Origin of the sequence: Halotalea alkalilenta (assembly GCF_001648175.1) — a bacterium.
Classification (GTDB): Bacteria; Pseudomonadota; Gammaproteobacteria; order Pseudomonadales; family Halomonadaceae; genus Halotalea; species Halotalea alkalilenta_A.
In genome coordinates this window covers 4,257,671-4,272,552 of the sequence record NZ_CP015243.1, presented here as the reverse complement: position 1 = coordinate 4,272,552, position 14,882 = coordinate 4,257,671, and the positions used below count along the sequence as shown (strand labels likewise).

The 14,882-nt window shown below is 62.5% G+C and carries 14 protein-coding genes; 4 read left to right on the top strand and 10 right to left on the bottom strand.

Annotated elements, in window-relative coordinates; translation table 11 throughout:
- The first annotated feature begins 44 nt into the window (after positions 1-44).
- The 3 genes from A5892_RS19100 (at position 45) to ilvC (ending at position 3,362) form a co-directional block, all read left to right on the top strand.
- Positions 45-1,778 carry an acetolactate synthase 3 large subunit gene (locus A5892_RS19100; RefSeq protein WP_064124130.1) on the top strand — a complete coding sequence of 578 codons (1,734 nt, stop codon included), beginning with the start codon at positions 45-47 and terminating at the stop codon, positions 1,776-1,778.
- A complete protein-coding gene (gene ilvN / locus A5892_RS19095; protein ID WP_064124129.1) occupies positions 1,778-2,269 on the top strand; it encodes an acetolactate synthase small subunit in 492 nt (163 codons plus the stop codon). Before A5892_RS19100 ends, ilvN begins: the two co-directional genes overlap by 1 nt.
- A gap of 76 nt (positions 2,270-2,345) precedes the next feature.
- Complete coding sequence (ilvC, locus tag A5892_RS19090; RefSeq protein WP_064124636.1) at positions 2,346-3,362, top strand: ketol-acid reductoisomerase; 1,017 nt, start codon at positions 2,346-2,348, stop codon at positions 3,360-3,362.
- Positions 3,363-3,515: 153 nt separating this feature from the next.
- Here ilvC and A5892_RS21050 read toward each other — a convergent pair whose 3' ends face one another.
- From A5892_RS21050 to A5892_RS19060, 7 genes are all read right to left on the bottom strand, one after another.
- Positions 3,516-3,752, bottom strand: a complete 237-nt coding sequence (locus A5892_RS21050; RefSeq protein ID WP_223302900.1) for an FAD-linked oxidase C-terminal domain-containing protein — start codon at positions 3,750-3,752, stop codon at positions 3,516-3,518.
- Positions 3,688-3,870, bottom strand: coding sequence for a hypothetical protein (locus A5892_RS20875; protein WP_064124128.1), 183 nt, complete (start codon positions 3,868-3,870; stop codon positions 3,688-3,690). Before A5892_RS20875 ends, A5892_RS21050 begins: the two co-directional genes overlap by 65 nt.
- Before the next feature lie 125 nt (positions 3,871-3,995).
- Positions 3,996-5,687, bottom strand: a complete 1,692-nt coding sequence (locus A5892_RS19080; RefSeq protein ID WP_064124127.1) for a dipeptide ABC transporter ATP-binding protein — start codon at positions 5,685-5,687, stop codon at positions 3,996-3,998.
- Positions 5,666-6,511, bottom strand: coding sequence for an ABC transporter permease (locus A5892_RS19075; RefSeq protein WP_064124126.1), 846 nt, complete (start codon positions 6,509-6,511; stop codon positions 5,666-5,668). Before A5892_RS19075 ends, A5892_RS19080 begins: the two co-directional genes overlap by 22 nt.
- 4 nt (positions 6,512-6,515) lie before the next feature.
- Positions 6,516-7,517, bottom strand: a complete 1,002-nt coding sequence (locus A5892_RS19070) for an ABC transporter permease (protein WP_064124125.1) — start codon at positions 7,515-7,517, stop codon at positions 6,516-6,518.
- A 34-nt stretch (positions 7,518-7,551) separates the two neighbouring features.
- Positions 7,552-9,204 (bottom strand): ABC transporter substrate-binding protein, encoded by a 1,653-nt coding sequence (locus tag A5892_RS19065; protein WP_064124124.1) that lies wholly within the window; start codon positions 9,202-9,204, stop codon positions 7,552-7,554.
- A 376-nt stretch (positions 9,205-9,580) separates the two neighbouring features.
- Positions 9,581-10,681: an LLM class flavin-dependent oxidoreductase gene (locus A5892_RS19060; RefSeq protein WP_064124123.1), complete on the bottom strand. Its 1,101-nt coding sequence runs from the start codon at positions 10,679-10,681 to the stop codon at positions 9,581-9,583.
- 626 nt (positions 10,682-11,307) lie between these two features.
- On the opposite strand from A5892_RS19060, the gene A5892_RS20870 reads away from it, so the two are divergent.
- A complete protein-coding gene (locus A5892_RS20870; RefSeq protein WP_064124122.1) occupies positions 11,308-11,526 on the top strand; it encodes a hypothetical protein in 219 nt (72 codons plus the stop codon).
- A 118-nt stretch (positions 11,527-11,644) separates the two neighbouring features.
- Here A5892_RS20870 and A5892_RS19050 read toward each other — a convergent pair whose 3' ends face one another.
- Genes A5892_RS19050 through urtD form a run of 3 tightly spaced genes read right to left on the bottom strand, consistent with a single transcriptional unit; the run spans position 11,645 to position 14,882 of the window.
- Positions 11,645-13,396 (bottom strand): nitrilase-related carbon-nitrogen hydrolase, encoded by a 1,752-nt coding sequence (locus A5892_RS19050; protein WP_064124121.1) that lies wholly within the window; start codon positions 13,394-13,396, stop codon positions 11,645-11,647.
- Between the two features lie 41 nt (positions 13,397-13,437).
- Entirely contained in the window at positions 13,438-14,136 is a 699-nt protein-coding gene (gene urtE, locus A5892_RS19045) for an urea ABC transporter ATP-binding subunit UrtE (RefSeq protein ID WP_317627705.1), read from the bottom strand.
- Positions 14,133-14,882 (bottom strand): urea ABC transporter ATP-binding protein UrtD, encoded by a 750-nt coding sequence (urtD, locus tag A5892_RS19040; RefSeq protein ID WP_064124120.1) that lies wholly within the window; start codon positions 14,880-14,882, stop codon positions 14,133-14,135. The genes urtE and urtD overlap by 4 nt, the downstream gene beginning before the upstream one ends.

Genomic DNA, 14,882 nt, shown 5'->3' with positions numbered 1-14,882 from the left:
GTACTGCATCGCGATTGCGATCGAGACCTCAAGAGGATTCATCCGTGGAATTGCTTTCCGGCGCAGACATGATCGCGCGCTTTCTGAAAGACGAAGGCGTCGAGTACATCTATGGCTATCCGGGTGGCGCAGCGCTTCACATCTACGATGCGCTGTTCCGTCAGGAAGCCGTCAAACACATCCTGGTTCGCCACGAACAGGCCGCCACTCACATGGCCGATGGCTACGCTCGCGCCACCGGTAAACCCGGGGTGGTGCTGGTGACCTCGGGGCCCGGTGCGACCAATGCGGTAACGGGCATCGCCACTGCCTACATGGATTCGATCCCGATGGTGGTGCTGTGCGGCCAGGTCGCAAGCCACCTGATCGGTGAGGATGCCTTCCAGGAAACCGACATCGTCGGCGTGACCCGGCCGATCGTGAAGCACAGCTTCTCGATCCGCTATCCCTCGGACATTCCCACGGTGTTGAAGAAGGCGTTCTATATCGCCGCTTCGGGCCGTCCGGGGCCGGTGGTGGTCGACATTCCCAAGGATATGACTGCGCCGACCGAGCGCTATGAGTACGTCTATCCGAAAAAGGTCAAGATCCGCTCCTACAACCCGGCATTCCGCGGCCACGGCGGGCAGATCAAGAAGGCGATCGAGCTGATCCTCGAGGCGCGCCGGCCGGTGGTGTTCGCGGGTGGTGGCGTGATCACCGGAGAGGCGAGCGATGCGCTCACCGACCTCGCCAAGCGCTTGGGGCTCCCGGTGATCACCTCGCTGATGGGCATTGGCGCCTATCCCCAGAACGACCGCCAGTGCCTCGGCTGGCCCGGGATGCACGGCAGCTTCGAAGCCAACCAGGCGATGCATCATGCGGACCTGATCTTCTGCGTGGGCGCGCGCTTCGACGACCGGGTGACCAACAACGTCGCCAAGTTCTGCCCGACCGCCAAGATCATCCACATCGACATCGATCCCAGCTCGATTTCCAAGACCGTGCCCACCGATGTACCGATCGTCGGTGCGGCTGCCAGCGTGCTCAACGAGATGCTCGGTCTGCTCGGCGATCGCGAGAAGGACGTCACCACGCGGGAGCAGCAGCTCGCGCCCTGGTGGGAGCGGATCGACGCCTGGCGTGCGAGCCGCGCCGGTCGGCTCTACGAGCCCGCGGCCCAGGACGAGTTGCTCAAGCCCCAGCAGGTGGTCGAGGCGGTGCACCGCGCGACCCAGGGCGATGCTTTCGTCGCCACCGACGTCGGCCAGCACCAGATGTTCGCGGCCCAGTACTACAAGTTCAACAAACCCCATCGGTTCATCACCTCGGGCGGTCTCGGCACCATGGGCTTCGGCCTGCCCGCGGCGATGGGTGTGAAGCTCAACTTCCCCGAGGAGCAGGTAGTGCTGTTCACCGGCGAGGGCAGCTTCCAGATGATGATGCAGGAGCTCTCCACCTGCCGGCAGTTCGGCATCGCGGTGAAGATCGTCAACTTGAACAACCAGTCGCTCGGCATGGTGCGGCAGTGGCAGGACCTCAACTACAAGGCCCGCCACGCTCAGTCCTACATGGAATCGCTGCCGGACTTCCATAAGCTGTTCGAGGCGTATGGCTTCAAGGCGATCACCGTGACCCGCGCAGAGGAGCTCGAGGGCGCGCTCGACGAAGCCTTCCGTGACAGAAACGAGATGGTCTTCCTCGACATCCACGTCGACCCGCGCGAGCACGTCTACCCGATGCAGGTACCGCTCGGGGCGATGAACGACATGCTGCTGTCCAAGACGGAGAGAACCTGATGCGCCACATCATCTCGATTCTGCTTGAGAACGAGCCCGGCGCGCTCTCCCGTGTGGTCGGCCTGTTCTCGCAGCGCAACTTCAATATCGAAACCCTCAACGTAGCGCCGACCGAGGACGCCAGCCTTTCACGGCTGACCGTCACCACCAACGGCGACGACCGAATCATCGAGCAGATCACCAAGCACCTCAACAAGCTGATCGACGTGGTCAAGCTGGTCGACCTGACCGAGGGTGCCCACATCGAGCGCGAGTTGATGCTGGTCAAGCTCAAGGCGGTGGCCGGCGCGCGCGAGGAGATCAAGCGCACCGTCGACATCTTCCGTGCGCAGATTGTCGACGTCACGCCCAGCGCCTACACGGTGCAGATCACCGGTGATGCATCGAAGCTCGATGGCTTCCTCCAGGCGATCGGGCCGGCCTCGGTGCTCGAAGTGGTGCGCTCCGGTGTCTCCGGTATCTCGCGCGGCGAGAAGACCCTGAGCCTTTGACAATGCCATGGCGCCGCCGATGCACGGCCGCGACTTACCCTTCATCATTACGATTCAAGACGACAAGGTGAACATCATGCAGGTGTACTACGACAAGGATTGCGACCTCTCCCTGATCCAGAGCAAGAAAGTCGTGATTCTCGGCTACGGCTCACAGGGCCACGCGCATGCCAATAACCTCAAGGAGTCCGGTGTCGACGTCACCGTCGCGCTGCGCAAGGGCTCCAGCTCCTGGCAGAAGGCCGAGAACGCGGGTCTCAAGGTCGCCGAAGTAACCGACGCGGTCGCCGGTGCCGACGTGGTGATGATCCTTGCGCCCGACGAGCTGCAAAAGCAGATCTACTATCGCGATATCGAGCCGAACCTCAAGCAGGGCGCGGCGCTGGCCTTCGCCCATGGCTTCAACGTCCACTTCCAGCAGATCGAACCACGCGAAGACCTCGACGTGATCATGATCGCGCCGAAGGCCCCCGGGCACACCGTGCGCCAGACCTACACCCAGGGCGGCGGCGTACCGAGCCTGATCGCGGTCTATCAGGACAAGTCCGGCCAGGCCAAGGAAATCGCGCTCTCCTACGCCAGCGCCAACGGCGGCGGCCGCGCGGGGATCATCCACACCTCGTTCCAGGAAGAGACCGAGACCGATCTCTTCGGCGAGCAGGCAGTGCTCTGCGGCGGCGTAACCGCGCTGGTCCAGGCGGGCTTCGAAACCCTGGTGGAAGCCGGCTACGCACCGGAAATGGCCTACTTCGAGTGTCTCCACGAACTCAAGCTGATCGTCGACCTGATGTACGAAGGCGGCATGGCGGACATGCGCTACTCGGTTTCGAACACTGCCGAGTACGGCGACTACGTCACCGGCCCGAAGGTGGTCACCGAAGAGACCAAGAACGCCATGCGCCAGGTGCTCAAGGAGATCCAGAACGGCACCTTCGCCAAGGACTTCATCCTCGACAACCAGGCCGGTTTCCCGACCCTCAAGGCCAAGCGCCGGATCGGTGCCGAGCATCAGATCGAGCAGGTCGGTGCCAAACTGCGCGCGATGATGCCCTGGATCGCGGCCAATAAGATGGTCGACAAGAGCAAGAACTAAAAGCGAAGCCCGGTCCGACCGACCGGGCTTTTTCGATGACTTTATCGCCGGGGCTGGATTTGAAAGTTTGCGTTCAGCGATATCCGTTGATGCCATGATGTTTAATAATGAAATTGAAGCCGTCCCGATGGCTATTAACGTATGATTTTAAGTCTATGGGATTAAAAGCTTGCCCGGATTCATTAAACCCTGGGGATCGATGGCCCCTTTGATGACCCGCATGACCGCGATAGCCACCTCTCCATATTTACGCTTTAGATAATCGATCCTGCCGTGTCCATACGATGTTCGCCGGCGCAGATGCCGCTTACCGGTAGAGCGTGGTCTAGCTACGGGAGTTGATTTCGACGACTTGTTGCAACTCTTCGAGGCTGTCAGGGTCGACGGCAAAAATATCGTGGAAATTGCCGCCGCCAATGTATCCCATGAATGTGGCGGAAACATTGATCTGCTTCTCGATCTGCTTCCATAGCGCCCGGGTGTGCTCCCGGTCTGCCGCCTGTGCCATGGCGACCCTGCGCGTGGACCTTGAACCGGAAGGCCGGTTCAAGGAAAGCCTGTCCCTCGATGCTCGTTCCTCGCCCTCGGGACGAACGGAGGGGGGGATGGCGCCAAGCCCGGATCCCACCTGGTTCACAGTGCTCTCACACCGGACGGGATCGACTCCAGTAACGACACGGTATAGCGCTGCTGCGGGTTGTCGAAGATATCGCTGACGGTCCCGTGTTCGACGACGCGCCCACGGTGCATCACCGAGACGGTGTGGGCGAGCTGGCGTACCAGCGCGAGGTCGTGGGAGACGAACACATAGGTCAGGCCCAGCTCGGTCTGTAGCGAGAGCAGCACCTCCACGATGTCGGCCTGGACGCTGACGTCAAGCGCGGAGGTGGGCTCGTCGAGCACGATCACGTCGGGTTTGAGGACCAGCGCACGGGCGATGGCCACGCGCTGGCGCTGGCCGCCGGACAGGGCTCCCGGATTACGCGAGAGCAGGTGCTCGCCAAGCCCGACGCTGGCCAATGCCTCGCGAACCCGCTCGGCCCGCTCCTTAGCGGTCCCGATTCTGAATTGGTCCAGCGGCTCGCGCACCAGCTGCTCGACTTTCCAGGTCGGGTCGAGTGAGGTGAATGGATTCTGGTAGACGAGCTGGAGATGGCGGCGCACCGCGCGCAGGGACTCGTGCGTGCGACCTGTGACCTGCTCGCCGGCGACCGAGATGTCCCCGGTGTCGGGTTCTTCAAGCCCGAGCAGCAAGCGGATCGTCGTTGTCTTGCCGGAGCCCGACTCGCCGACCAGCGCATGCGTAGTGCCTGCCGGAACGGTGAACGACACAGCATCGACGGCGGTCATCGTCTCCCCGTCGACCGTGAAGGTCTTGGTGACGGCATTGACCTCGATCTTCGGTGTTTCGCCGGCATCGGCCCCGCGACGATGGAAGCCAGTGTCGCGCAGCTCGGCGAAGCGGTCAGGGTTGAGCGCCGGGACGTCAGCGTGCAGCTTCTTCGCATATGCCGACGCCGGCGAGGAAAAGACCGCCGCGGTCCGGCCGGCTTCCTGGACCACGCCATCCTTGAGCACCACCAGCGAGTCCGCCCGCTCGGCCGCGATCGCCAGGTCGTGGGTGATGAGCAGCAGACTGATATGGAGTTCGTGTTGCAACCGTGAAAGCAGATCGAGGATCCGCTTCTGGATCGTGACGTCGAGCGCGGAGGTTGGTTCGTCCGCGACCAGCAGGGCCGGACGCGGCAGGACCGCCAGACCGATCAGCACGCGTTGCAGCATGCCGCCGGACAGCTGATGCGGGTAGGAGTCGTAAACTCGCCCGGGGTTGTCGAGCCCGACCTGGGCGAAGGTCTCGAGGATAAGCGCCTTGCGGACGGCCTTGCCGGATCCGTCGAGGAGCGCGGCCGCCTCCTGTGCCTGGGCGCCGATCGTCCGCACTGGATTGAGCGAGTTGCCGGGGTCCTGCGGCACGAACCCGATGGCACGGCCTCTAAGTGGTCGGAAACGACGCTCTGAGAGCGCTAACAGCTCCTGGCCATCGAACGCTACGCGGCCGGTGGTCCGTCCCCCGGCGGGAAGCAGGCGCAGCACCGCACGGGCGATGGTCGACTTGCCCGAGCCGGACTCCCCGATGAGGGCCAGGCTCCTGCCGCGGCCCAGTTCGAATCCAACCTCGGTGACGACCTCTTGCGGCCCATAACAGACCGACAGACCGTCAACCCGGAGCAGTGGGCTGTCCGCTGGAGCATCGGCTTGCCGCGGCGTCGGCCCGTTGGTCTCTGCACAGGTGAGGGTGGCGGTCAGTCTGTCTTGCGGAGCCATCGGCTGATCCTATTCACAGAGAGAACTGTCGCGATCGTGACTAGAGCGGGTGCGTATACCAGCCACGGCCATTTGAGGTAGTCCTTGCCGATCGAGATCAGCAGGCCCCAGTCGGAGGCGGGCGGTGGATCGCCGTAACCGAGGAACGCAAGGCCGGCGATCACCAGGATCGACAGGCCGAATTGCAGCACTGCGAGCGGGAGCACCGAACGCGATGCGTTCGGCAGCACGTGGCGCCAGAGGATGTGCCAGCGCGAGCCGCCCTGCAGGAACGACGCCTCGACGAACGTCATCTGACGGATCTTGATGACCTCCGAGCGCATCACCCGGGCAAAGACGGCCACCGCCGAGACGCCGGTCGCGATGGCGGCGTTCGTGCTGTTGAAGCCGAGCGCAGTGACGACGATGACGGCCAGCAGGAAGCTCGGAATCGCCAGCAGCACGTCGACCAGGCGGGCGAGCACGATGTCGACCCAGCCACCGAGGAAGCCGGCCAGCAGACCGACGAGGCCGCCGACGAGGGAGCCGATGGCGACGGCGATGAGCGCGCTGGTCACCGAAGAGGCTGTGCCATGGACGATGCGGCTGTAGAGGTCGCGTCCCAAGTGGTCGGTGCCGAACCAGTACTCCGCACTGGGGCCGAGCAGCTTGTCGGCGGGCGCGCCATTGACTGGACTGTGGTTGGTGAAGAGGCTTGGCACGAGTGACCAGGCGACCACGAGCGCGATGACCGCGAAGGAGAGCGCGACGGTCGGCGGCACCCGTAGGGCTGCCAGCCGACGGGGCGCGGTGACGCGGCGGAGGTAAGTAGAGGAAAAGGTCATGCTGTCACCGTCCGGGGAGTGTCTGTAGGGGCTCTGTCGACGTTGCACCGCGGTGTCTTGTGCCGCCGACGAGCTTCACGCGCGGGTCGAGCAGCGGATAGACCAGATCTGCGATCAGATTGATGAGCACGAAGACCACCGCCGCCAGCGAGACGATTGCCTGCAGAACAGGCAGGTCCTGCATCGCCACCGAACGCTGTACCAGGCTGCCAACGCCGGTGCGGCCGAAGACCGTCTCGGTGATCAGCGAGCCGCCGAGCAGCTCGCCGATGGTGAGCGCGACGACGGTGACCACCGGGAGCGAGGATGGCTTGAGCAAGTGCTTGGCGAAGAGGCGTGCCCGCCTGAGACCGCGGCCGCGCGCGACGGTGGCGTACTCTTGTCGCGACTCGTTGTCGAGGTTCGCGATCAGTACCTCGGCGATCTGTGCCGAGACCGGGATGCCGAGCGCGATCGCTGCGAAAAAGGTCGCCCAAAAGCTGTTGGGCTCGATCACCCGGAAGAGCCCGAGCTGGAAGCCGAAGAGATGGATCAGCACCAGGCCGATCACGAAGTTGGGTACTGACAGGAACAGCGACGGGAAGGCTCGCAGGAGGTCCTGGCCGAACCGTTTGGGCAGGAACTGGGTTCCGTAGGCGACCGCGAATGCCAGTACCAGCGCGACGCCCAGAGCCGAGGAGGCGAGGATTAGCGTCGAGGGGAGCACCTCGGCGATCAAGGTTGCCACGGGCCGACTCGATCGCATCGACAAGCCCAGGTCGCCGGTCAGGAAGCTGGACAGGGATGACCACAACTGGACTGGGATCGGCTGGTCCAGACCCTGGGCGGCGATGATCTCCCTGATCTGCTCCTCGGTGAATCCGTTCTGGGGGTCGCGCAGGACGTTGGTAACGGGGTCGCCCGGGAGGATGCTGACGACGATGAAGGTAAAGACATAGGCCAGCAGGATGACGACGACGGACTGGAGGAGGCGCTTGGTGACATAGACCGAGTAGGCGTTGCTCATTGGATTCCTCCTCATTTCGCTCGGATGCCGGTGCTCAGTCGTTCAGCGTGGCGGTGTAATAGCTCGCGTAGGCCACGCCGTTGTAGACCTCGCCGGTGAGCCTCGGGGATTGCACGTAGATCCGCTGGACGATCTGCGTGCGCGGAATGAAGTAGCCCTGCTCCAGGACGTATTTCTGCAACTCGTCCAAGAGCGGATCGCGGACCTCGTGGGAGCCGGCACTGGCGATGCTGTCGCGCAGCTCGTTCAGCTTTTCGTCGCGCTCGTCGAGGGCGAACCAGTTCTCTGCGTTGTTGGCGCTGGTCAGGATGCTGGCCACGGTGCCGGCATCGATGAAGCTGCGCGTCACTTCGTAGGCCGGCACGCCTGGGCGACCAAACCGGACTCTCTCGCCAAAGGTCACGACATCGTAGGCGCGGATGTCGACCTTCCAGCCGATTCTGCCGAGCTGCTGGGCAATGAGTTCGTCGACCGATCTGGCGGTCGCGAGATAGGGATTGGGGTGAACAGTCAGCGTCAGCTGTTCGCCGTTCTTGGTGCGGATGCCGTCGGGGCCCCTGGTCCAGCCCGCTTCATCGAGGAGCCTCTCGGCCTTTTCGGGATCGTAGGCCAGCAGGTCGCTTTGATCGGTCACCCCGGGCACGTTGCTCTGGATGAGGGACTGCGGCATCAACCAGTCGGGTGTGTAGACGGTGTCGATGATCTCTTGGCGATCAATGCCGGCCTGAAGCGCTTGGCGCACCTTCACGTCGTCATACGGCGCTTGTTGGGTATTGATGGCCCAGCCGTTCACGAAGCCGAGGTAGCGGGGCGTCGCGGTGGTGAAGCCCTCCTCTTTGAGGGATTGCAGCTCCTGTGGCGAGGCGTTGTAGGCGACATCGGCCTGGCCGGCCTGGACGGAGGCGACTCGCAGCGACTGCTCGGACACCAGCTTGTAGGTGATCGAGTCGAGAAAGGCGGGGCCGGTGTGGCCAACCGCCTCGGGGCCCCAGTTGTAGTCATCGCGCTTGACCAGCTTGACGAAGTCGCCCTCCCTCCAGGAGTCGATCACGTATGGGCCACTGCCGGAAGTCTTGCCCAGGTCAGCCTGCTCGGCGGCGGGCTGCTCGAGGGTCTTCGGCGAGATGAGGATAGAGCCGTGGTAGCCGAGTGTCGGGATGAAGCCGAGCGTCGGCGCGGTGAAGAAGACCTTCACCGTGGTTTCATCGACCGCTTCGGCGCGGTCGTAGGTTTTCGGGAAAAGGCCGATCGGGTTGATGCCCTCGTTCGTGCGCCCGGCGTACCAGATGTCGAGGTTGGCGACGACGGCCGAGGCGTCGAGTAGGGTGCCATCGGAGAAGGTCACGCCGCGCTTGAGGTGGAGGGTGAATTCGGTGGCGTCGTCGTTCTGCTCCCAGCTTTCGGCGATCCAAGGGCTGGCCTCGCCTTTGGCGTCGACGTAGACCAGCTTGTCGGTCACATGGCCCCAGATATGCCCCTGGAAGCTGGAGATCGCGCTATTGTTCGGGATCCAGGTGTCGCCCAGCGAGTCGATGAGGAAGACGATGTCACCGCCATTGCGCGGATCGTCGGCACCCTGGGCCGGTGTGAAGCCCGCCATTGCCACCAGCGCAGCGGTCGCCAACGTGGATGTCATGATCATCATGCGGCGCCGGGAAAGGGAAAACAGAGAAGAGCGCTTGGTCATTTAGTAGAGATCCTGATGGTTCGGTTTGGGTCTGGTGCCAGCGGCGGCGATGATCATCGCCGGTCTGGAAATCGTTCATCCGCAATGGCCGCGAATTACGCGCGCTCGTTTCCTTCCACGACGGCGGACTCCCCGGTCCGGGTGACGAAGGAAGTTACCCCCGAGTAGCGGAATCACCGTGTTTTCCTGCGGGGCGCGATCGGACAGCATCGGGACAGAGTTGTTGAACGCCGCCTACCAGCAGCGGATCGATCTCGCCGGCAAGTGCATTGAAACGCCCGGTCTGGGAAAACGGGAAAGCCGGGATAGATGGTCGCCAAGGCGAACGCCGGCAAGATCGATCCCCGCGTCGCGCGATCCAGCCCGGCCGTGGTGGTCAGGCATAGGCGTAATCTTTGCCGGTGCGTCGGGTAAGCTCCGCCCGGACGAGCGGCAGCACATAACGGCCGTAGTCGACGGCGTCGTTGAGATTGTCGTAGCCGCGGATCGAAATCAGCTCCGCGCCCAGATCGACGTAGTCGAGGATGGAATCCGCGATCGTCTGTGGCGAACCGACCAGTGCCGTGGAAGCGCCGCGTGCATTGGTGGCCGTCACCGTGGGATACCACAGCGCCCGATCCTGCACCTCGCCGCGCGAGGCGATCGCGAGCAGGCGCTGAGAGCCGACATTCTGTGGCGGACCGCCGGAAAGCGGCCGCGTTGGTGCGCCCTTGGCATGATTCGCCTTGAGCTTCTCCAGTACCCGATGCGCCTTCGCCCAGGCGAGATCGTCGGTTTCGGCGATGATCGGTCGGAAGGTCACCCAGATGCGTGGACGATCCTTGCGGCCGGCCCTTGCCGCAGCCTCGTGGATGCGGCCGATCTGCTCCTTCGTTTCCTTGAGCGGTTCACCCCAGAGTCCAAAGATATCGGCGAGCGAGCCGCCGACCCGGTAGGCGTCGTCGGAAGAGCCGCCGAGCGACACCGGGATGGTGCCATTCACCGGCAGGACTGCATTGCTGAACCCTTTGAACTGGTAGTACTTTCCATCGAAATCGAAGGGCTCGGACGACTGCCAGGCCCGCCGCAGGATACGGATGTATTCCTCGGTGCGCGCATAGCGCTCTTCCTTGGTGAGGAAATCACCCTCACGGGCCTGCTCGATGGCGTCCCCTCCGGCGATGAAGTGGACCACGACGCGGCCGCCGCTCAACTGGTCAAGCGTAGCCAGAGCCTTGGCCGCGACGGTCGGATAGACGGTGTTCGGACGAAGCGCGATGATGGGACTGATGGACTTCGTATGGGCGATGACGGTCGCCCCCAGCGTGAAAGGATCGAAGGAAGATGAATGATAAGGTAACAGCGTATAGTTGAAGCCGATCTCATCCAGCGTCCGCGCATAGCGCGCAAAATAGGCAGGGTCGAGCGGTGCGCCGGGCCTGGGGTCGAGATCGGTCGAGGCATTCGCATAGCTGGCGCTGATGAATTCTACGGTCATGATGCGATCCTGCGCTGTTTGACAAGGAGATCATGTCGACAGTGTAAAGACCGGGCATTCTTTTCCTACAAAATGTATAGAACTTTATGGTCTGCCTTATGCGGTGACAGTGGCATATATACCCATGCGGATATGGGGTGAACGATCTCGGCGATCTCTTCGTGCATCTGCCTTTCCGCAGCCGGTAGTGTCTGGGAAACGATGCGACCCAATGCAAACATCGGCGTAGCTTATCGATCGATTGGACCGAAATTACACTGTCGGATCGTTGGAAATTGGCTGGGTGTTCAAGACGTCCTATTTCTTCGGTTTATCGAGCTTGGTTCACAGGGAGTGATGTTCTGGTGACGAAGTAAGTTTCTCCGATTGGAATGGGTGTGCTTCTGATTAACGGCCGAGAAATTCGACTATGGATGGAGGATGAAGAGGAAGTGGTTCACGGTTATACCTCTCTTTCCGGTAGATATATTCCTCGTCATCGATGGAAAAGAGCATTGCGATGACGAGCTGATTTTAAAATTTTTCAGGTTTTTCGGCGGTGGTATAAAACACCAAGCGCATTATGCGAGATCGCGAACAGATGCCCAGCCCTATGCCTGTCATTTACCGCCTGGCCGTCGAAGCCGATGCCGAACAGTCACCCGCGCTGCGTCGCTCCTCGCGGCATCCATGCGTTGACCCTGACTACTTTCCGCGACGTTCCGTTCAACGCGCCTTTCTATCGCCGCCTCGGCTTCGATATCGTCACCGATGAACGGTCGGGCGAGCGTTTGGCGCAGCTGCTCGAGTCAGAACGGCAGCGCGGATTCGAGCGGCGCTGCGCGATACGCAAGCCGCTCGGTTGAGTCCCAAAGCCGGATCGCCATGAGGCCGATGAAAAACGAGCCGACGGCCTTCGGGCCGGACTTGCCCGGTACGGACCCGGCATGCCGGGTGGTTAGGCGGGAATACCGCCGCTGCCGATCAACGAGCCGTATCGAGCGGGCGCTCGACCAATGGCCGATAGTGATGCGGTAGGCGCATGACGATGAGGTCTTTGCGTCGCACGATATTGGTCGGGTAGGGGGTAGCGAGGTTGGTGGTATCGATCGTGGTGGAGGCGATGCCCTCGTCATCGAGTATCGCTGACTCCTGGCGAGGAAAGACGAAGGCGTCCGGGCCGAACACTGCGCTGTTGCCGAGGTAATCGCGAGCCGGATCGATCACGTTGGCGAAAGCCAGGTAGAGATTGTTTTCGCCTCCACGCATACGCATCGCATGCCAGTGGTATGGATCCGCTCCCTTGGGGATTGGATAGTTGTGCGGAATCCGTGTGCCAGAGTGGGCACTGGTGAAGCAACCGGCGAGCGCTGCCGGACATGCCACCAGGTCGCAGCCGAGCAGCGCGAGCGAGCGAATCGCCTCTGGATAGAGCGTGTCGTGGCCGAGGGCGAGGCCGACGCGGCCGATCGGCAGGTCGTAGGTTCGCCACTGGTCGCCAGCCCTGGCCCAGGTGCCATCGGCGATACTCAGATGGGTTTTGCGATAGCTGCCCACCAGTCCCTCTGGGCCGGCGAGAATCGCCGTATTGTATCGCTGTTCGCCGTCGGCCTCGGCGAGTCCCGCGACCAGGTAGATCCTGAGCCTCATGGCCAAGCGGACGAAAGCCTCGACCGCTGGCCCGCTCAGTGGCTCGGCGCGTGTTTGTGGTTCATCCAGGCCGCTCAGGGCAAGCTCGGGGAAGACCAGGAGATCCACACCGTCTCGATGGGCTTCCTGCGTCAGTTCAGCTATTCGCGCGAGGTTGTCGGCAACCACATTGGAGGGTTTGAACTGGGCGACCGCGGCGCGTGACTTCCTCCCTGGCGGAATGGGCTGATAGCCATAGAGGCGGAAGTAGTCGGAGGGGTTCCAGGTGAAGCTGTTGGTCATCAGGTTCATGTACAGCTCGGGGCGGCGCCGGCTGAATACTGGTTCACCGAGTACCTGGCGTCGGCGCGCGAGGGTGGGGTCGATCGATGCGTAGACGATGCCGTCTCCCGAATCCATCGTGGCGACCACTTTTCCATCCGGCGCGATGATGCAGCTCCCCCCGGAGAACTGGACGGTACGTTCCCATCCCCAGCGATTGCTCTCCACCACGTAGCATGCGTTCTCGAAGGCGCGGTTTATCCAGTAGGGGGCCGGGGTGCGCTCCTGCAGCCAGTTCGAGACATGGCAGATCACATCGGCACCGGCGAGTGCCTCGAGTCGCGCGGTCTCGAAGAAGTGCAGGTCCATGCAGACCAGTAAGGCGATCCGACCGAGCTTGGTCTCAAACACTTGGTGGGCGATGTCGCCATTGGCGGCCCACTTGGGCTCGGCGATGTAGGGGTGGGATTTGCGATGCTTGCCGACGATGCCTTCCGGACCGATCAGTACCGCGCTGTTGTAGTAGAGATCGCTGTATGGATCGACCTCGGGCATGCCGATCACGATATGGCAGCCGAATCTTGCCGCCAGCGCCTGGAAGCGCTCGGTGGTGGGGCCAGGAATCGTTTCAGTGAAAGGGCCAACTTCGCAACGGTCGTACCAGCAGTAGCCGGTGGTGCCCATTTCCGGGGTGACGATCAGCTGTGCGCCGTTTTCCGCCGCCTCTGTGCAGAGCTCGAGCAGTCGCGCGACGTTGCGTTCCTTCTCGCCTAGCATTGGTTCGAATTGAATGGTGGCCGCCTTGTATCCCGGCATCGAGGTCATGCTCATCATCTCCTTGATTGAAATAGCGCCGTCCGTTTGACTCAGACGGTCATATGCTTGTGCACCAACGCATCGGACAGGGTGTCGATCTTGCCGGCGGCCACTACGCTGCCTTTCTCCAGCATGGCGAATCGGTGGGACGCTTGGCGGACGAAGGCGATGTTCTGCTCGACCAAGATCACCGTGATGCCCGCCTCCTGATTGAGGCGAACGATGATCCGTTCGATCTCCTCGACGATCGAGGGCTGGATGCCTTCGTTGGGTTCGTCGAGCAGCAGTAGCTTCGGCTGTGCGGCGAGGGCACGGGCGATGGCGAGTTGCTGCTGCTGCCCGCCGGAAAGCAGCCCACCCGGTCGGTTGAGATTCGCGATTAGATAGGGAAAGAGCTCCGCCACCAGGTCCGGGATGCTCCGGCATCCATCAGTGCGTGCGAAAGCGCCCATCAGGATGTTTTCTCGGATGGTGAAGTCTGGAATGATTTCACGCCCCTGGGGTACGTAGGCGATACCCGCGCGTGCGCGGCGATGAGTGGGAGCATCGATCAGTTCCTTCCCATCCAAGTGGATGGAACCACTCGCTCGATCGGTGAGCGCCATCAATGTCTTGAGCAATGTCGTCTTGCCGGTGCCATTGCGACCTATGACGCTGAGTATCTCCCCCTTGGCCACCTCGAGTCGGATACCGTGCAGGATGTGGCTGCGCCCGTAGTAGCTCTGCAGGTCCTGGACAGAAAGCATCATGAGATCCCCTTCGAGCCGAGATAGGCCGCTCGCACGCGGGCATCGGTTTCGATCTGGGCCACGCTGCCCTCCGCCAGCACCTGGCCGAGGTGCAGCACGGTGATTCGCTCGGCGATCTCGCGTACGAAACCCATGTCATGTTCCACCACCAGGAGCGTGTGCCGTCCCTTGAGCTGGTTGATGATCTGCGCCGTCTTGCGGGTTTCCGCTTGGGTCATTCCCGCCGTCGGTTCATCGAGCAGGACGATCTTCGGGTTCTGGGCGATCAGCATGCCGAGCTCCAGCCACTGGGTCTGACCGTGACTGAGATGGGCGGCGGTAGCGTTGCGCTCGTCGGTGAGGCTGGTGAGCGCCAGTACCTCTTCCACCTTGCTGATCTCGGTGCGGGAGAAGGAGAAGCGCAGGTTGGCCAGTACCGACGTTGCGCGGCAGGCGGCCACCGCCAGGTTCTGCCATACGCTCAACTCCCTGAATACGCTCGGCACCTGGAACTTACGACCAATGCCGGCTCGAGCGATCCGATGCTCGGGCCAGTGGGTGATCTCGGTATCGTGGATGAACACGCGGCCCTCGCTGCTGCGCGTCTTGCCGCTGATCAGGTCCATCAGCGTGGTCTTGCCTGCACCGTTGGCACCGAGCAGTACTCTCAGTTCCCCACTTGCTACGGTGAGATTGATGCCCTGTAGAGCCTTGAAACCGCCAAAGCTCACCCCTAGCCCATCGACCGTGAGTGCTATGGAGCCCAT